This is a genomic window from Archangium violaceum (genome assembly GCF_016887565.1).
Classification (GTDB): Bacteria; Myxococcota; Myxococcia; order Myxococcales; family Myxococcaceae; genus Archangium; species Archangium violaceum_B.
In genome coordinates, this window is record NZ_CP069396.1 from 8,305,698 (window position 1) to 8,325,615 (window position 19,918).

The following is a 19,918-nucleotide window of genomic DNA, read 5'->3' on the forward strand; positions in this document are numbered from 1 at the left end:
TCACGAATCCTTGGCGAGATCCTCGGCCACCAGCCGCGCCAGATCGGCGTCGGACAGTGCGTCGAGATCCTTCACGAGCGCGTCCTCGGGCTCGCGTACGGGAACGGGTATCGGCTTCGGAGCCTCTCCCATGTCGAGCTTCAGCACCTCTCCCAGCAGGTGTTTCACCAGGAAGTCGATGGTCGGGTGATCCAACGCCACCGTCGCGGGGATCGACGCGCCGAGCCCCTTCTGCAACACATTGCGCAACTCGATGGCCATCAGCGAGTCCATGCCGAGCTCCGCGAACCCCTGCCGCCAATCCACCTCCTGGGTGGAGAGATGGAGGATGCGCGCCACGTCCTCCTGGAGGCTTCGTGCCAGCAAGCGCTCCCGCTCATGGGGCGGTGCCGCCCGGAGCCGCTCCATGAGGGGGTAGCGGGAGGAGGCCGGCTCCGCGCTCGTCCGCGGCGCAGCGCTCCGGGCCGGTGGTGCCAGCGTTTCGTAGAAGGACGAGCGCCCCACGGCCCCGAGTCCCTCCAGGTACACCGGCCACTGGATGGACAGCAGCGCCACCTGGGGCCCGCCACTCGCGAGCGCCTCGGAGAACAGCTCGAGCGCCCGTTGCGTCGACAGGGGCCGGATGCCCCGGTGTTCGAGCACTCGCGCCACGTGCCCGTCCGCCGCGCCCACCATGCCCACCTCCGCCCACGGTCCCCAGTCGAGCGACTGGCACACCCGTCCGCGTGCCCGCCGCTCGTGCGCGAGCGCGTCCAGGAAGGCGTTCGCCGCCGCGTAGTTGCCCTGGCCCGCCGAGCCGAGCGTCGCGGACGCCGAGGAGAAGAGGACGAAGAAGTCCAGCGGCCGGCCCTCGGTGAGCCGGTGCAGGTTCCACGCCCCCGCCACCTTCGGAGACATCACCCGCTCGAAGCGCTCCAGGTCCAGCTGCGCGAGCGCCCCGTCATCGAGCACCCCCGCCGCGTGGAGGATGCCTCGCAGCGGCGGCGACTCCGCGTCGAGCCGCTGGAGGAGCCGCGCCACCTCCGCCTCGCGCGAGACATCCACGGAGGCGACGGTGACGTGGGCTCCCGCCCGCTCGAGCCCGCGCACCGCCTCGGAGGCCTGGGCCGAGGGCGCGCGGCGTCCCACCAGCACCAGGTGACGCGCGCCCTGTTCCACCATCCACTTCGCCACCTCCAGGCCCAGCCCTCCCAGTCCTCCCGTGAGGAGGTACGTGGCATCCGGCCGGAGCGTGAGGGCCTGGGTGCGAGCGCTCGCGTCCCGCCGCAGCACCGGGTGCAGGCGCGCGCCTCCACGGAAGGCCACCTCCCGCTCGGGAGCGTCTCCTCCGCGTCCCAGCTCGGCGAGGAGGAGCCGGAGCCCGCCCTCGAGGTCCTCTGGATCCAGGTCCACGCGGGTGCAGCGCAGCTCCGTGCGCTCCACGTCCAGCACCCGGCCGAGTCCCCACAGCGAGGCCTGGGCGAGCGCGAGCGCCGGGCGCGTCTCGTTCACCGCCTGCGCGCCTCGGGTGACGAGCCACAGCGGTGCCGGCACTCCACTGCGGCCCGCCAGTGCCTGTACGAGGTGCAGCGCGCCACCGCTCGCCGCCAGCGCGGCACGCTGCATCGCCTCGGCGGAGGCGTCCTCCAGGGCCGGCTGATCCAGGCCCCACAGGTACACCACTCCCGCGCAGCCGTCCTGCCCGAGGGCATCGTTCAACAGGCGCGAGAAGTCCTGGGGCCGACGCGCATCCAGCTCGAACATCCCGGGCCCCAGCGCTCGGAACGCGGCTCCCGGACGGACGCGGATCACCGGTGCCCCCCGCTCCTCGAGCATGCGTCCGAGCCGCTCGCCCACTCCCTGCCCATCCGTCAGCAGTACCCACGGCCCACCGTCCCACCGCGGTGCCGGGGCGGGCCGGGGCGTGGGCTCGGGCCGCCAGGTGATTTCGTAGCGCGCCGCCTCCTGCTTCGGCGCCATGGCGGTGCGCAGGTTCTCCTGGCTCGTCAGCCGCCCCCGGAAGCCGGAGATCTCCGCCACCACACCCTGCTCGTCGAGGATGCGCAGATCGCCCCCGAGGAACTCATCCGACGAGGCCCGCGCGCCCTCTTCCACCCGGGCGTGGACCCACACCGTTCCCCTCGGACGCCGGTACATGCTGAACCGCGAGATGCTGAAGGGGATGAACAGCGTGTTGGCACCACGCGAGCGATCCAGGGCCCAACCCGCGAGCACCTGGATGCACGAGTCGATGAGGCCCGGATGGAGCGGGTAGTCCTCCAGCCTGTCCTTCAGCGGAGGCAGCTTCATCTCCCCGAGGATCTCGTTGCCCTGGCGTCCCAGCAGGTGGATCCACTGGTAGCCCGGCCCCAGCGTGTAGCCCCGCTCGAGCATGACCCGGTAGAAGTCCGCTCCCGAGCGCCGCTCCTGGCAACGGGCATGGAGCTCCGCTCGCGAGGCCCAGGGCGCGGGCTCCGCCCCCTGCCCCAGGCGCAGCTCCCCCGTGGCGTGCAGGAGCCAGGACGCGGAGCCTTCGCTCTGGCCCAGCGACCTCACCTCGAACGCGCTCCCCTTCTCACGAGGCGCGAGGATGACCTGAAGCGTGCGCTCCTCGTCGTCCGCGAGCACCAGCGCCTGGGAGAAGGTCAGGTTCTCCAGCGTGCACGCCGGTGAGCCGTGGGCGTCCTCCACCGCGGAGAGCGCCAGCGACACGTGCGAGGACCCCGCCACGACGACGGTACCGAAGAGGCGATGATCCTCGAGGTGCGCCGGCCGGGAGGCCGAATACGTGGCCTCGTAGACGAGCGAGTCGAGCGCCGGCGAGCGCAGGCGGCGGCCAAGGTGCGGCCTGACGTTCTCCTCGCTCCGGGGCGCGGACGCCTCCGTGCGCGAAGCCGCTCCCCTCCACCAGTAGCGCTGGCGCTGGAAGGGATAGGTGGGCAACCGCACCCGGCGGCGCGCATACGGTGCGTCGTAGGCCGCCCAGTCCACCTCCACGCCCCGCACGTACAGCGTGCTCAGGGTCTCCAGCAGCTGCGACCACTCACCCCGGCCAGGACGCAGCGAGGCCAGTCCGCCCGCCATGCCCCGCCCCTCCGGATGGGAGCCCACCACCAGGGCCACCTCCATCCCGCGCGACCTCAGCTCCTTCGCCAGCACGTCCCATTGCCCGCCCACCGCGCCCCGGCCGCCCACCGCCAGCCTCAGTCCCTCCTCCAGGCTGACGGCACCCCGCTCCACCGCCGCCACGTGCTCGCCCACCCCCAGCCCCACCACCTCCTCCGGCTTCACGCCCCACGCCCTCCACAGCTGGGCCAGCGACCACTCCAACGCGAAGACCGCCGCCCTCGCGTACGCCCGCTCCTTCAACAGCGCGAGCCCGGGCCCGTACAGCACCTGCCGCAGCGGCTTCTCCAGCACCTCCTTCAGCGCCTCCTCGCATTTGCCCAGCGCCTCGCGGAAGACGGGCTGCGTCTCGTCCAGCTCCCGCCCCAGTCCCGTCCAGAGCTCCCCGCCGAACACGAACGCCACCTTCGGCGCCGCGCCCACCGGGCTCCCCCGGATGACCCCCGCCACCTCACGCCCCGCCGCCACCGCCTCCAGCCGCTCGCGCAGCAGCGCCCCGCTCCCTCCCACCACCGCCAGCCGGTGCTCCAGGGCCGCCCGCCCCACCGCCGCCGTGAAGCACACGTCTCCCAGGGACTCGCCGCCCTCCAGGACCCGCGCGTAGTTGCCCGACAGCGCTCGCAGCGCCTCCGCGCTCCGGGCCGACAGCACCAGCACGTGCTCCGGCCGCTCCACCTCCTGCTTCTGCTCCGGCATTGGCGGTGCCTCCTCCAGCACCACGTGCGCGTTCGTCCCGCTGAAGCCAAACGAGCTCACGCCCGCGATGCGCCGCCCCTGCGTCGGCTCCCAGGCCGTCAGCTCCACCGGCACCGCCACACCCATCCCCTTCCAGTCGATGTGCGGGTTGGGCTCCTTCAAGTGCAGGTGCGCCGGCAGCTGCCGGTTCCTCATCGCCAGCACCACCTTCGCCACCCCGGCGATTCCCGCCGCGGACTCCAGGTGGCCGATGTTCGTCTTCACCGAGCCCATCCACAGCGACTCGCCGCCCTTGCGCCCCTGCTTGAACACGGACCACATCGCCTCCGCCTCGATGGGGTCTCCCAGCGACGTGCCCGTCCCGTGCGCCTCCAGGTAGCTCACCTCCGGCGGTGACACTCCCGCCGCCCGCAGCGCCTGCTGGATGACGGCCTGCTGCGCCAGTCCGTTCGGCACGGTGAGCCCGCTGCTCGGCCCGTCCTGGTTCACCGCCGAGCCCCGGATCAGCGCCAGCACCGTGTGCCCCTTCGCCCTCGCCTCCGACAGCCGCTCGAGCACCAGCACGCCACAGCCCTCGCCGCGCGCGAAGCCGTTGGCCGAGGCGTCGAACGTCTTGCACCGGCCATCCGTCGCCAGCATCCGCGCCTTGCAGGCCGACAGCGTCACCTCGGGCGAGAAGACCAGGTTCACTCCCGCCGCCAGCGCCATGCTGGACTCGCCACTGCGCAGGCTCTGGCAGGCCAGGTGCACCGACACCAGCGCCGACGAGCACGCCGTGTCCACCGCCATGCTCGGCCCCTGCAGGCCCAGCGTGTAGGACAGCCGTCCGGCCGCCACGTTCAGCGCCGTGCCCGAGGACAGGTACGCATCCAGCTCCGTCGGGTCTCCCCCGAGCATCAGCCGCGAGTACTCGGACGCGGAGATGCCCACGAAGACGCCCGTGCGCGAGTTGCGCAGCGCGTGCGGATCCTGCCCGGCGTTCTCCAGCGCCTCCCAGGCCACCTCCAGCAGCAGCCGCTGCTGCGGATCCATGCTCTCCGCCTCGCGCGGGGAGATGCCGAAGAACCGTGGCTCGAAGCTGGCCACGTCCCGCAGGAAGCCTCCGCGGCGCACGTACATCTTCCCGGGCACCTCGGGGTCCGCGTCGTACCAGGCGTCCGCGTCCCACCGGTCTCCGGGAACCTCCACGGTGGCGTCCGTCCCCTCGCGCAGCAGCTCCCAGAAGGCCTCCGGCGTGTCCGCGCCACCGGGGAACCGGCAGGCCAGTCCCACGATGGCGATCGGCTCGTCCGACTGCCTCCGCCTCCGGGGCTCGGCCGTGGGGGTCCGAGGCAGCCCCGCTTCGACCAGCGACGAGAGGTGCTCCGTGAGCGACTGAAGGTTCGGGAAGTTGAAGGCCAGCGTCGCCGGCAGCTTCAGTCCCAGGGTGTCCTGCAACCGCCCCTTCAGCTCCACCGCCATGATGGAGTCCATCCCCAGCTCGGCGAAGCCTCGCTCCGGCGGCAGGGGCTGCTCGGCATCCAGACCAAGCACCCGGGCCACCCGCTCCCGCACCATGGCTTGCAGTGCCTCACGCCGGGCGGCGGGCGTGGCGGCCTCGCGCCACGGTGCCGAGGCGGGCGCCTCCGTCCCGGCCTCCGCCTTCGGCTTCGGCGCCTCGTCCGAGATGCGCTCCAGGAAGCGCCGGCCACTCCGGGCCTCGAACACGGGCTTGAAGCGCTCCCACCGGACCGCCGCCACCACCCCCTGTGGCACGCCCGCCGCGAGCAGGCGCTCCATCCACTCCACTCCGGCCTCCGGAGCGAGCGCGTCCACGCCCACGTCCTCCAGCCAGCGCCGCGTCTCGGGCGAGGCCATCCCCGCGCCGCTCCACGGTCCCCAGTTGATGACCGACGCCACCAGCCCCTGCTCGCGCCGGTGCGCCACGAGCGCGTCCAGGAAGGCATTGCCCGCGGCGTAGTGTCCCGAGCCCGTCGAGCCCCACACCGACGAGATGGACGAGAAGAGGACGAAGAAGTCCAGCGCGTCCCCGCGCGTCAGCTCGTGGAGGTTCCAGGCCCCCTCCACCTTCGGGGCCAGCACCCGGTCGAGCTTCTCGACGTCCAGCTCCTGCAGCCGCGCGTTCGTGGAGACCCCCGCCGCGTGGATGACTCCGCGCAGCGCGGGCATCGAGCTCCTCATGCGCTCGAGCAACGCCACCATCTCGTCACGCCGGGCCACGTCCGCCTGGGCCAGCAGCACCGTGGCCCCCGCGGACTCCAGCTCGCGCACCGAGGCGATCCGCGCCGCCAGCTCTCCGCCCTGCGACACCAGCTCGTCCCAACGCGCCCGCTCCGGGAAGGCGCTCCGCGCGGTGAGCACGAGATGCCGGGCGCCCCGGCCCACCAGCCAGCGCGCCACCTGGAGGCCCAACGCCCCCTGGCCGCCCGTGACGAGGTACGTGCCCGCGGGCTCCACCCGCATGGGCCTCGACTCCTGGGCCTCCCGTCTCACCAGGCGCGCCACGTACCGCTCCATGCCTCGCAGCGCGACCTGATCCTCCCCCTTCACCGCGCTCAGCTCTTCCCAGAGCCGCTCCGCGTCGTGCTCGAGGCCCAGGTCGATCAACCCGCCCCACCGCTCCGGGTGCTCCAGCGCCGCCACCCTCCCCAGGCCCCACAACGGCGCCTGGGCGGGCTCCACCTTCTCGGAGCCCTTCCCCACCGGCTGCGCGCCACGCGTGACGATCCACAGCCTGCCGCCCGGCTCCGGCGCGGACTCCAGCACCCGCAGCACCGAGGCCACTCCGGCACACGCCTCGCGCAGCCCCACGCCCTCCACGCCCGCCACGTCCAGGCCCCACAGGTACACCACGCCCGCGCAGGGGAACGTCGCGGAGAAGCGCTGGCGCCACAGTCCCTCCAGGGCCACGGCGTCCAGCGGAGACACCGCCAGGGACTCCGGCCCCGGCGCCGAGCCCGCGTACACCTTCACGCAGCCGGGCCCCAGGGCCTCGGCGAGGCGCTCGCCCACTCCGCCCTGATCGCACAGCAGCAGCCACGTGCCGCCCGAGGGCCCGGCGGCGGACCCCTTGCGCTCGGAGGCAGCCCACTCCACCCCGTACAGCTCGCCCCGCACGCCCTGCTCGGGCTTGCTGGCGGGGGCCTCCACCACCGGCGCGGGACGCGCGGGCTCGGACGCCACGGCGGGCACCCAGTACCGCTGGCGCTGCCAGGGGTAGTGCGGCAGCTCCACCTTGCGACGCGCCGGCTCCGGGTCCACCTTGCGCCAGTCCAGCGGGTAGCCCCGCACGAACAGGTGACCCAGGGCCCCCAGCATCTGCTCCAGGTCATCCTTGCCCTTGCGCAGCGAGGGAAGGAACGCCGGCCCCTCACCCAGGCAGGCCCGTCCGAGCCCCAGCAGCGTGGTGTGCGGGCCCACCTCCACGAAGGTGTCGATGCCCAGGCCGCGCAGGGACTCCAGGCCCTGCTGGAAGCGCACGGCCTCGCGCGCGTGGCGACGCCAGTAACCCGGAGCACCCAGCTCGCCCGGGCCCACCGGCCGGCCGGTCACGTTGGAGATGAGCGGCAGCTTCGCGGGCGACAGCGTCATCCCCGCCGCCTTCATCTCCAGCGCGCCGAGCATCGGCTCCAGCAGCGGCGAGTGGAAGGCATGCGAGACGTTGAGCCGCCGCACGGCGATGCCCTGTGCCTCCAGCGCCGAGGTGACGTGCGCCAGCGCCTCGCCCTGGCCCGAGAGGGACAGCTGGCCCGGCGCGTTGTACGCGGCGATGGACACCCGGTCCTTATAGGGCGCGAGCAGCGGCGCCACCTGCTCCTCGGTGGCGAACACCGTGGCCATGACGCCTCCGGCGGGCAGCGCCTGCATGAGACGCCCGCGCTCGGCGATGAGCTCCAGCGCGTCCTCCATGGAGAGGATGCCCGCCACGCACGCGGCGGCGAACTCGCCCACGCTGTGTCCCATGACGGCATCCGGCACCACGCCCCACGAGCGCCACACCTCCGCCAGCGCGTACTCCAGCGCGAACAGGGCCGGCTGGCTGTAGAGGGTCTGGTCGATGGGAGACGGCGCTCCTTCCTTCGGGAAGAGCACCGACAGCAGATCCATCCTCGGCTTCAGCTTCGCGGCGCAGCGGTTGAGCGCCTCACGGTAGACCTCGGACGTCTCGTAGAGCCGCCGCCCCATGCCGGTGAACTGCGAGCCCTGCCCGGTGAAGAGGAAGGCCACCTTCGGAGCGGTGTTCCCCGCCTTGCCCTGGGCCACCTGCTCCGGCTTCGAGCCCGAGGCGAAGGCCTTCAGGCCCGTGGTCAGCGCCTCCGTCGAGCCGCCCGCCACCGCCAGCCGGAACGGGAGCCGGGCGCGGGTGGTGTTGGCGGTGAAGCACACGTCCGCCGCGTCCAGCTCCGGGTGGGCCCCGAGGTGCTCGGCCTGGCGGCGTGCCAGCTCCACCAGCGCCTCCTCGCTCCGGGCCGAGAGCGTCAGCATGTGCGCGGAACGCGCGGCCGGAGTCCGCTCGGCAGCCGCCTTCGACGGCGCCTCCTCCAGGATGACGTGGGCGTTCGTCCCGCTCATGCCGAACGAGCTCACCCCCGCCCGCCGGGGCGCCTCGCCCCGCGTCCACGGCTGCTGCTCGGTGGGGACGAAGAACGGCGTGCCCTCCAACTGGATGCGCGGGTTGAGCCGGCTGAAGTTCAGGTGCCGGGGGATGGCCTCGTGCTGGAGCGCCAGCACGGCCTTGATGAGCCCCGCGACGCCCGCCGCCGCCTCCAGGTGCCCCAGGTTCGTCTTCACCGACGCGAGCGCGCACCGGGAGCCATCCTCCCTCGGCTTGCCCAGCACGTCGATCAGCGCCTCGACCTCGATCGGATCTCCCAGCGGGGTGCCGGTGCCATGCGCCTCCACGTACCCGATGGAGGACGGCTCCACCCGCGCGCTGGCCAGCGCCTGCCGCAGCAGGGCCTGCTGCGCGAGCACGTTGGGCGCGGTGAAGCCCGTGGAGCGGCCATCCTGGTTGATGGCGGTGCCCCGGATGATGGCGAGGATGTCATCCCCCTGCGCCTTCGCGTCCGACAGGCGCTTGAGCACCACGACGCCGCAGCCCTCGCCCCGCACGAAGCCATTGGCCCGCGCGTCGAAGGCGCTGCACCGCCCGTTCGGAGAGAGCGCCTGCATGCGCACGAGCCCCTCCGTGATGAACGAGTCCAGGATGAGGTTCACCCCGCCGGCGAGCGCCAGGTTGCACTCGCCACTCCGAAGGCTCTGACACGCCAGGTGCACCGCGACGAGCGACGAGGAACATGCCGTGTCCACGGCGAGGCTCGGCCCCTGCAACCCGAGCAGGTAGGAGAGGCGCCCGGGCGGGAAGCAGTGGCCGTTGCCCGTGACGAAGTAGGCGTCCACCTGTCCCGGCCCCGAGGGCAGCAGCCGCTCGTAGTCATTGCCGGTGAGGCCCACGAAGACGCCCGTGGGCGAGCCCGCCAGCCGCTCCGGATCCACCCCCGCGTGCTCCAGGGCCTCCCAGACCACCTCCAGCAGCAGCCGCTGTTGCGGATCCATGCTGGCGGCCTCGCGCGGGGAGATGCCGAAGAAGCCCGCGTCGAAGCCGCTCACGTCGTCCAGGTAGCCACCCCAGCGCGCCCCCGAGCCGTCCGCTCCCTCGCGGCGTGAGGCCGGCTCGCGGCGGATGGCCTCGCGCCCCTCCGCCAGCAGCTTCCAGTAGGCCTCGGGCGTGTCCGCGCCTCCCGGGAAGCGGCAGCCCATTCCCACGATGGCGATGGGCTCGGTGCGGGTCAGCTCCAGCGCGTCGATGCGGGCCTGCATCTTCTGCATGGCCAGCACCGCGCGCGCCAGGCGCTGCTTGAGCTCGTCCTTGACGTCCTCACTCACTTCGCGTCCTCCCAGGACGACAGCACGTCATCCATCAACCCCATCAAGGCCTCTTCCGACAGCGCGGCGATCTGATCCATGCCCGGCTCCGTGCCCTTGGGCTCCGGGCTCCTGGGTTTCTCGACCTCGTGCTTCCCGTTCACGGGCGCGGCGGCCTTGGGCTCCACCCCCGCGGCCCGAGGCTCCACCGCGGGGCGGGGCTTCGAGGGAGTCACCTCGCGCGAGGGCACGGTGAGCCCCAGCTGGCCCAGGAGGAACGTGGCCAGCGCGGCGAGGGTGGAGTGCGCCCACAGCAGCGTCGCCGACAGCTTCAGCTCCAGCACGGACTCGATGCGGTTGCGCAGCTCCAGGCTCATCAGCGAGTCGAGCCCCAGGCTGCGGAACGGGTCATGCCGTCCCACGCGCGCCGGATCGATCCGCAGCACCTGGGCGAGCCGCTCCCGCAGGTAGTTCTCCAACAGGCCCGTGCGCGCGCCCGGCTCGGAGCGGCGCAGTTGCAGCAGCAGCTCGGAGCGGCCCCGGGACGAGGCCCCCTCCGCCTGGGCGGCCAGCTCTTCCCAGACGCGCAGCGAGGCCGCGCTGGGGAAGAACTCCAGCCACTGGCGCACGTCGAGCGCCACCGCGGCCGGCTGCACCGCGCCCTCCTTCAGCAGCCGCTCCAGCAGCGCCTCGCCCTGCTTCGGGGAGAAGCTCGCCATGCCCCGGTACGCCAGGCGCTCGCCGCGGTTGGACTGCGCCACGGCCAGGCCCACCTCGGAGAAGGGACCCCAGTTGATGCTCAGCGCCGGCAGGCCCTGCTGGCGCCGGTGGTGCGCCAGGGCATCCATGGCCGCGTTCGCCGCGGCGTAGTTGCTCTGGCCCGGCGTCCCCAGCAGCGAGGCCACCGAGGAGTAGAGGACGAAGAAGTCCAGCGGCTCCTCGCGGGTGAGGGCATGCAGGTTCCACGCGCCCTGGATCTTCGGGGTCATCACCGAGCGGAACCGCTCCGGGTCCTGGTGCTCCACGATACCGTCGTCGAGTACGCCCGCGCAGTGCAGCACCCCGCGCAGCGGCGGCAGCTCCGCGCGCGTGCGCGCCAGGACATCGGACATCCGCACCATGTCCGCCACGTCCGCCCGGGCGATCTCCACCCGGACGCCCTGGGCCTCCATGGACTGGATGACCTCCCGGGCGAAGCCGGACGCGCCGCCGCGTCCCACCAGCAGCAGGTTGCGCGCGCCGTGCTCCACCAGCCACCGGGCCGCCGACAGCCCCAGTCCCCCGAGGCCACCGGTGATGAGGTACGTCGCGTCCGGCAGCACCTGGAAGTGGTGCCGGGGCGGAACGAGGCGCAGCTCCGGGTCCTCCATGGTGACGATCAACCGGCCCATGTGCACGCCCTGCGCCATGGTGCGGAAGGCGTCGGTGACGCGCGAGACGGGGAAGCTCTGGTGAGGCAGGGGCTTCAACACGCCGGCCTCCACCTGCTCCACCACCTCGCGCAGCAGCTGTCCGCACAGCGCCGGCCGCCGCATCCGCAGCCCCACCAGGTCGACGGACATGTACGAGAAGGGATGGCGAGGCTGGCGGATGGCCTGCAGCTCCAGCGAATGGCCCTCGGGGGCGTCGTGCCGGCTCACGTCCAGGAAACGGCCATCGGGCGCCAGCACCTCCAGGCCGCGCGAGACGGCCTCCCCGGAGAGCGAGTTGAGCACCACGTCCACGCCCTCGCCTCCGGTGATCGCCCGCACCTGGTGGACGAAGGCCAGCGAGCGCGAGTCCATGACGTGCGTGATGCCCATGGAGCGCAGCAGCTCCCGCTTCTCCGGCGTGCCCGCAGTGGCGAGGATCTCCGCCCCCAGGGCCTGGGCCACCTGCACCGCCGCGAGCCCCAGTCCCCCCGCGGCCGAGTGGATGAGGACGCGCTCGCCCCGCCGCAGCCGGCCGAGGTAGTGCAGCGCGTACCACGCCATCAGGAAGACACCGGGCAGCGTGCTCGACTCCACCGGCCCCAACCCTCGCGGCAGGGGCACGACGAGGCGCGCGTCCGTGACGACATGCGAGGCGAGGCTCCCCGGCGCGAAGGTCATCACGGCCTGCCCCACGGACAGTCCCGTCACGCCCTCGCCCAGGGCCACCACGCGGCCGGCGCAGTCGAGGCCCAGCATCGCCGGGTCAGGCCGCTCCTGGGGCGTGAAGCCCATGGTCCTCATCACGTCGGCGAAGCTGAGGCCCGCCGCGTCGACCTGGAGCTCCACCTCTCCCGGACCGGGCGGGCGCCGCTCCGCGGCACGCACCACCAGTCCGCCGATGATGCCCGACGGGGGAATCTCCACCCGGAAGTGGCGGCCCGTGGCGGGCAACGTCGCCATTTCCGGCACCAGCCCCTCCACGTGGGGCGGACGCCGGATGAGCCGCGCCGCGTAGCGCCCGTCCGCGCGCAGGGCCACCTGCTCGTCGCCCGGCTCCGCGGCCAGTTCGCGCTCCAGGGACTCCACGCCCCCCGAGCCCGAGGACGGCTCCAGGTCCACGCACGTGCAGCGCAGCTCCGGGTGCTCATGGCCGATGGAGCGGCCCAACCCCCAGAGCGCCGCCTGGAGCGCTCCACTCACCGGAGAGCCCGCCACGGACCAGGCACCACTCGTCACCAGCCACAGGTGCGGAGGCTCGCGCCAACCGAACCGCAGCAACGCCTGCACCACCCGCAGCGCGCCGCCGCAGGCCCGCACCGTCTCCTCGAGGGCCCGCTCGCCCGACACCTCCGTCGCGGGCAGATCCAACCCCCACAGGTACACCACGCCCGCGCAGTCGCGGGCCTCGGGGAAGCTCTCCGCGAGCACCGTGTCCAGGTCCGCGCGCGAGCCCGGCGCCACCGTGTAGTGGCCCGGACCCAGCTTGCGTGCCCCCACCCCGGGCTCCACGCGCACGCAGGACTCGCCCCGTGCCTCCAGCAGGGCCACGAGCTCGCGGCCCCGCCCTCCCCGGTCCATGAAAACGAGCCAGGGCGCTCCCTCCTCGCCATTCCTGGGCCTCGGGGACAGCGCCACCTTGCGCCACGTCAGCTCGAAGAGCGAGCGGTCCTGCTCACCCCGGGCCTTGTCGGTGCGCGCCGGCAGCACCATCAGCGACAGCCCCTCCACCCGCGCGATGGGCGCCCCCTGCTCATCCAGCAGGAGGATGTCTCCCTCCAGGGTCGTCCCCTGACGCTCGGGTGCCCTGGATTCCAGGCGCGCATGCGCCCACCGGGGCAACACCCCGCGCCGCGAGACGACGAAGCGCCGCACCCAGACGGGGACGATGGTGGACTCGGCCATCGGCACCGCCGCCAGCATCACCTGCAGGGCCGCGTCCAGCAGCGCCGTGTGCAGGCCGGTCACCTTGCCGAGCGATGGGGGGGAGTCGATCCGCCCCAGTGCCTCGCCGTCGCGGCGCCACACCTCCTGGAGCCCCCGGAACGCGGGCCCGTACTGCAGGCCCCGCTTGTCCATCTCGAAGTAGAACACGTCGCCGAGGAGCATCTCGCGGCACCGCCCCTGCACCTCCTCCAGCGACACGGAGGCCGGCGGCACGGCCGCCTCGGACGCATCCAACGCCCGCACGGTTCCCGTGACGTGGGTCGTCCAGGCCTCCGGCCCGTTCACGCCCGGCGTGGGAACGAAGCTGGAGACCTTGAAGGAAGCGCTCTTGCCCTCCTCGCCGGGCTCCAGCAGCAGCTCTGCCATCCGCGACTGCTCGTCGGGCAGCACGAGCGCCTCGTCGAGCTGCATGCCCTCGACGACCCAGGGGCCGGGGCCGATCGACTCGTGGGCCGCCGACACGGCCCAGTCCAGGTAGGCCGCGGCCGGGAGGATGGCGGAGCCCTGCACCCGGTGGTCCTTCAAGTAGGGCAGGTGCTCCAGGCCCAATTCCACGTCCCAGAAGATGGCTCCGGGCCGCAGGGAGGAGCGGCGGGGAAGGCCCGGCAGCGACTGGCCGCGGCTCGTCGAGGACTCCGCGTTGGAGCGCTTCAACGTGCCCGCCTGGAACCAGCAGTGCTGACGCTGCCAGGGGTAGTCCGGCAGCCGCACGAAGCGGCCCCCCTCGCGATGCAGCGCCGTCCACTCCACCTCCCGGCCCGCCGCGTAGAGGATGCCGAGCGTCTCCAGCATCACCTCGCGCTCGGGTTGCTCGCGCCGCACGGACGGCAGCACCGAGCCCTCCATGCTCAGGTGGGAGAGCGTCTGCTCGATGGAGGGCAGCAGCACCGGGTGCGGGCTCACCTCCACGAAGAGCGAGTGCCCGGACGTCACCAGCCGCTCCACCACGGGCGACAGCAGCACCGGATCGCGCAGGTTGCGCACCCAGTAGGACGGATCCAACCCCGAGCCGTCCATCATCTCGCCCGTCACCGTGGAGAACAGCGGCACATCCCCGCGCCGGGGCGCCAGGCCCTCCAGCGCGTGCAGCAGCTCCTCGCGCAGCGGCTCCATCTGCGGGCTGTGCGAGGCCACGTCCACCTTCACCCGGCGGCAGAAGACGTGGCTGGCCTCCAGCGTCTCCAGCACATGGGTGAGCGCCTGGAGCTCACCGGAGAGCACCGTGGAGCGGGGGCTGTTGCTGGCCGCCACGGAGAGCCGATCCTCCAGGCCGATGATGGCCGCGCGCGCCTCGTCCAGCGTCAGCTCCGTCACGGCCATGCCGCCCTGGCCGCTCAGCCGGCGCAGCAACAGACTGCGGCGGCAGATGATGCGGGCCGCGTCCACCAGGTCCAGCGCCCCGGCCACGTGCGCGGCGGCCACCTCGCCCATGCTGTGGCCCACCACCACGTCGGGCACCACGCCCCACGCGCGCCACAGCCGGGCCAGCGCCACCTGCACGGAGAAGAGCGCGGGCTGCACCTGGTCGATGCGCTCCATCCACGCCCCGTCTTCCGAGGACAGGAGCTCCAGCAGCGACCAGTCCACGAAGCGGCGCAGGGCCCCATCGCACTGTTCGATCGCCGAGCGGAACACGGGCTCCTCGTTCAGGAGCCGGCGTCCCATGCCGAGCCACTGGGAGCCCTGGCCCGGGAAGACGAACACCACGGGCTGGTGCCGGCCATCGGCGCGGCGCGTCATGGCGACACCCGGGCGCATCTCCCCGCGGATGAAGGCGGACAGGCCGTCACGCACGTCGGCGGTGGTGCGGACCATCAGCGCCAGGCGGTAGTGCAGATGGGCGCGGTGCACGGAGGCCGAGTAGCAGACGTCGTGCACCGACAGCGGGCGATCCTCCAGACGCTTGAGCAGCAGGTTGGCGCTCTCCACGAGCGCCTCGGGCGTCTGCGCGGACAGGGGCAGCAGCTCCGTGCGACCCGGCGGCTCGGCCAGCCACTCCCCGGAGGGCAGCTCCGCCACCGGTACCTCGGGGGGAGGGAGCGCCGTCCAGCGCACCTGGACACCCCGCGCGTGCAGGGCCCCGAGCGCCTCTAGCAGCGCCGCGCGCGGCTCGTCCCGCCGCAGCGAGCCCACCACCAGGCCCGTCCGTCCGGCCTTGCGCAGCAGCTGCTCCACCGGCCGGCACAGCGACGGGTGGGGGCTGAGCTCCACGAAGGTGTCGAGGCCCTCGCCCACCAGCCGCTCCATGGCCTGGGTGAAGCGCACCGGCTGGCGCAGGGTGCGGATGCGCGCATCGCCCGACAGGCACGAGACCCAGCGACCCTCGAGTCCCCGGGCCCGCAGACGCTCCTGGGCCTTCTCCAGCTCGTCGCGCAGCGAGTCCCACTGCCGCAGGCGGCTGGCGCGGTACACCATCCACACCGCGTCCGCGGCCTCCAGTCCGCCGGCGATGCACGCGGCGGCCACCTCGCCCACGCCGTGGCCCACCACCACCTCGGGCTCCACGCCCCAGGAGCGCCACAGGGCCGCGAGCCCCAGTTGCATCGCGAGCGTCAGCGGCTCGGCCGCGTCCTCGTCCGACAGAATCCGCGCGCTCGGCTCCCGCAGTGCCTCCACCAGCGACCAGCCCGCCAGTGGCATGAAGGTCTTGTCCAGCGTCTCCACGCAGGCGCGGAACACCGGCTCCGTGGCCAGCAGTTCCCGCCCCATGGACGGCCACTGCGAGCCCTGGGGCGCGCACAGGAAGGCCAGACGCGGCGGTGCTTCCGCCTCGCTGGTGAAGAGACCGGCCCGGCGCTTGCCCTGCCGGAGGGACTTCAGCTGAGCGGTCAGCTCCGCGCGCGTGCGGAAGGTGAGGGCCGCGCGGTGGGGCCCTCGTCCCGCGCGCAGGGCCCAGGTGCGGCACAGGTCGCGCAGGCACACCGGCTCCTGCTCGTGCAGCACCAGCGCCTCCGCCTTCGCCGCCTGGGCCAGCAGCGCCTCCGCGCTGTCCGCCGCCAGGGGCAGCAGCTCCTCCCGCCCCACCGGCGACTCCTCCAGCACCACGTGGGCGTTGGTGCCGCCCCAGCCGAACGCGCTCACCCCCGCCGTCGCCGGCTCGTCCTCTCCGGGCCACGGCATCAGCCGCTGCGGCAGGCTCAGCCGCAGCTCGCCGAAGGGAATGCGCGGGTTGGGCTCGCCATGCATCATGTGCGGCGGCACCAGCCGGCGCGACAGGGAGAGCGCCACCTTGATGAGGCCCGCGATGCCCGCCGCGCCCTCCAGGTGCCCGATGTTGGCCTTCACCGAGCCGATCAGCAGCGGCCGGTCGATGGCCCTCCCCTCGCCCAGCGCGGACCCGAGCGCGCTGGCCTCGGTCGGGTCTCCCAGCGCCGTGCCCGTGCCGTGCGTCTCCACGTAGTGCACGCGGCTGGGGGGCACTCCGGCGCGCTCGTACGCCTCGTGCAGCAGCGCCGCCTGCCCGGGCACGCTCGGCGCGGTGAGCCCGTTGCCCGTGCCGTTGTTGTTCACCGCGCTGCCGCGGATGATGCAGTAGATGCGCGCGCCCGACGCCAGCGCGGCCGACAGCGGCTGGAGCACCACCAGCCCCGCGCCCTCGCCCCGTCCGAAGCCGTCCGCGCCCACCGCGAACGCCTTGCTGCGGCCGTCCGGCGACAGTCCACCGAACTTGGACAGCAGCACGTTGGCCTCGGGCGAGAACATCAGGTTGGCGCCGCCCACCAGCGCCATCCGGCACTCCCCCGAGCGCAGGCTCTGACAGGCCAGGTGCACCGCCACCAGCGACGAGGAGCACGCCGTGTCCACCGAGAGGCTCGGCCCGCGCAGCCCCAGCACGTAGGACAGGCGGTTGGCCACGATGTTGAGCGACTGGCCCGTCGAGCTGTGCAGCGTCACCGACGCGCGATCCGTCAGGTGCCTGTCCGCGTACTCGTGCCAGATGGCCCCCATGAACACGCCGGTGCGCGAGCCCTTCAGGCTCGAGGACGGCACGCCCGCGTCCTCCAGCGCCTCCCAGCACACCTCCAGCATCAACCGCTGCTGAGGATCCATCTCCGCCGCCTCGCGCGGCGAGATGCCGAAGAAGAGCGGATCGAACTGGCTCACCCCGTCCAGGAAGTAGCCATGGCGCGTCACCATCTTCCCCGGCGCCTGCGGGTCCGCGTCGTACCAGACCCCGCTGTCCCAGCGATCTGGCGGCACCTCCCGGAGCAGATCCCTCCTGTCGCATAGCAGCCGCCAGAACGCTTCCGCGTCCGGCGCGCCTGGAAAGCGACACGCCAGTCCGACCACCGCGATGGGTTCCGCTCCCTTCGCATGAGTGGTCCCGGCTTCGGCGCCCCCCAGCTCCTGCTCCGTTTTCGCGGAGCCGGCGCCGAGCCCCGGCTGGATCTCGCTTTCCGTCATGTGGTGCCTTCCTGTGACCGTCAACGGTCCACTGCGAGCTTGGTGAGTGTCAACCGCCAGACTGTCAATGAATTACGACTCTCACGGGATTCGCGTGGTTTGCTTTCCAGCGCTCAGGTCGTCTCAAGGATGCCATTCCCCCCGCCAGGCTGCCGGACGCCAATTCTCCAAGAGATGCGGCACCCGGACTCGGCATGCCCCAAAATCGCATGTCTTTTTTTGCCTGGGGAGCGGGTAAAGGCAGACCCCCACCCTTTACGGGAGATCCGGGACTTCAGACGTCCCGGTTCCTCCCGAACTACTTCCGCCAAATCCAGACAGAACTCAGTTCGCCAGCTTTTCGATTTCTTCTGGGCTGAATCCTGCCTCTGAGAGAATTTTGTGATTGTGCTGTCCAAGGGTGGGAGGAGGCCGCAAGGGTGTCTCTCCCATTCGCAGGGGCGTAAGGAGATGGATCACCTTCCGTCCCCGTTGAGAGTCTTCAGACTCGATGAAAAGACCACGCGCGCGGAGTTGGGGATCCTCCAACACCTCATCGCCCTCGAGGACGGGTTCGACACACAGGTCCTTGCCCGCGAAACGTTCCTTCCAATGGGACAGGGGGTGCTCGGCGAAGAGGCGTGTGAACTCAGACTTCACGCGCAGGCCGGGCTCACCGGTGTCGTATGCGTCCGCGAGGAGATCCGGGCGGCCCAAAACCTCACACACGCCCGCGAGGAATTTGGGCTCCAGCGCGCCCACGGACAGGTAGCGGTCATCGCGGGTGCGATACAGCCCGTAGCAGGCATAGCCGCCGTTGAGGGCCTCGCGGCCGCGGCGCAGGGGCTGGCCCTGCTCGCCCATCACCAGCCGCGCCGCCAGGTGCATGTGGAGGAAGGCCATGGCGCCATCCGTCATGGACACGTCCACGAGGCGGCCCTGCCCGGTGCGCTCGCGCTCGTGGAGCGCCGCGAGGATGCCCACCAGCGCGAAGAGGCTGCCGCCGCCGATGTCTCCGAGCTGCACGCCCGGGAAGGCCGGCGCGCCCTGCGCGTCCCCGCCGTAGGCGAGCACGCCCGCGCGCGCCGCGTAGTTGATGTCGTGCCCCGCCTTCAGCCGGTCCGGCCCCGTCTGCCCGTAGCCGGAGATGGCGCAGTAGATGAGCCGGGGGTTCTGCGCGCTCAGCACGCTCCAGCCCACGCCCAGCTTGTCCATCACGCCGGGCCGGAAGCTCTCCACCAGCACGTCGTAGCCGCGCACCAGCCGCTTGAGGGCCTCGCGTCCCTCGGGGGACTTGAGGTTGAGCACCAGCGAGCGCTTGTTGCGGTTGAGGCCGTAGTAGAGCGCGCTCTCGTCGTCGCGCATCGGCGGCATCTGGCGGATGTAGTCACCGCCGTCGGGGTCCTCGACCTTGTCCACCGTGGCGCCCAGATCGGCGAGCACCAGCGTGGCGTACGGGCCCGGCAGCAGCCGGGACAGATCCAGGACCTTGAGTCCGGACAGGGGAAGCGTGTTCATGTGGGGGGGTGGGGGGGCTGGGGGGATGCGGACAAAAAAGAAGCGGCGCGGCCCCGGAAGGGGAGCACGCGCCGCCCGAGGAGACACGCGCCCGGAGGCGCGGCTCCGGTGATTCTAGCCGAGCAGCTTGGCCAGCTTCATGGCGAGGCCCATGTCCATCGGCTTGAACTTGAGCTTGCCCTGCATGGCGGCCATCTGGGCGTTGAGCTGCTTGGAGCGGATCTTCACGAAGTCGTCGTTGCTGACGGTGATGGTCATCTTCGGGGTGCCCTCGGCGCCCTTCGTCACCCAGTCAGCCGGCTTGGTACAGTCCAGCGTCCAGGTGCCCCCGTTGTCGCCGGTGATGTTGAAGTGGATGACCGAGTTGATGTCCTTGGCCAGCTGCGGGTTCTGCTGCAGCGTGGTCGGGATGTCCTTCTCGATGATCTCCTGAGCATTCGCCATGGCACTCTCCTGTGGAGGATTGACTGCTGAATCAACGACGGGGCGGACCGTAATGACGGTATCCGGGCAGGTCAAGCCAGCAGGCGCCCGTCAGCGCCCGGCACTGGCCTGGGCCTGGCCCAGCGAACGCCGGACCATGTCCAGCAGATCGTTCAATTCGAAGGGCTTGGCCAGGTGACCCACCGCGCCAATGTCCGTGGCCTTGCTGCCCACGTTGCGATCCGCGCTCAGGACGATGAGGGGGATGTTGGCCACGCTGGGCTTCTGCCTCATGCGCTGGGCGAACTCCCAGCCGTCCATCACCGGCATCATCAGGTCCAACAGGATGAGCTGGGGGGGCTCCGGCTCGAGGCGCTCCAGCGCCTCCTTTCCATTGCGGGCGCGACGAATCTCGAAGCCCTCAGCCTCGAGAATCTCGGAGAGGGCCTCGAGGATGTCGGGGTCGTCATCGACCACCAGCACGACGTGGGCATCCTGGTGCTGAGAATGAGCTGAGGACAGATTTTTCTCCTGAGGTTGCGCGCACCCTGATTTTCCGCCGAATCCCTGCG

General features: G+C 72.1%; 5 protein-coding genes. All 5 read right to left on the bottom strand.

Going from position 1 to position 19,918, the window contains the following annotated elements:
* Window positions 1-9,687, bottom strand: coding sequence for a type I polyketide synthase (locus tag JRI60_RS54685; protein WP_204219904.1), 9,687 nt, complete (start codon window positions 9,685-9,687; stop codon window positions 1-3).
* Window positions 9,684-17,426, bottom strand: coding sequence for a type I polyketide synthase (locus tag JRI60_RS33005; protein ID WP_204219905.1), 7,743 nt, complete (start codon window positions 17,424-17,426; stop codon window positions 9,684-9,686). The genes JRI60_RS54685 and JRI60_RS33005 overlap by 4 nt, the downstream gene beginning before the upstream one ends.
* Before the next feature lie 324 nt (window positions 17,427-17,750).
* Entirely contained in the window at window positions 17,751-18,923 is a 1,173-nt protein-coding gene (locus JRI60_RS33010) for a CaiB/BaiF CoA transferase family protein (RefSeq protein ID WP_204219906.1), read from the bottom strand.
* Window positions 18,924-19,037: 114 nt separating this feature from the next.
* Window positions 19,038-19,367 (bottom strand): SCP2 sterol-binding domain-containing protein, encoded by a 330-nt coding sequence (locus JRI60_RS33015; protein ID WP_204219907.1) that lies wholly within the window; start codon window positions 19,365-19,367, stop codon window positions 19,038-19,040.
* Between the two features lie 90 nt (window positions 19,368-19,457).
* On the bottom strand, window positions 19,458-19,829 hold the full coding sequence (locus JRI60_RS33020) for a response regulator (protein WP_204219908.1): 372 nt from the start codon (window positions 19,827-19,829) through the stop codon (window positions 19,458-19,460).
* Between the last annotated feature and the right edge of the window lie 89 nt (window positions 19,830-19,918).

Coding starts and splice junctions, on each gene's coding strand:
- JRI60_RS33005 (WP_204219905.1), bottom strand. CDS start 17,426: ATGACGGAAAGCGAGATCCAGCCGGGGCTCGGCGCCGGCTCCGCGAAA.
- JRI60_RS33010 (WP_204219906.1), bottom strand. CDS start 18,923: ATGAACACGCTTCCCCTGTCCGGACTCAAGGTCCTGGATCTGTCCCGG.
- JRI60_RS33015 (WP_204219907.1), bottom strand. CDS start 19,367: ATGGCGAATGCTCAGGAGATCATCGAGAAGGACATCCCGACCACGCTG.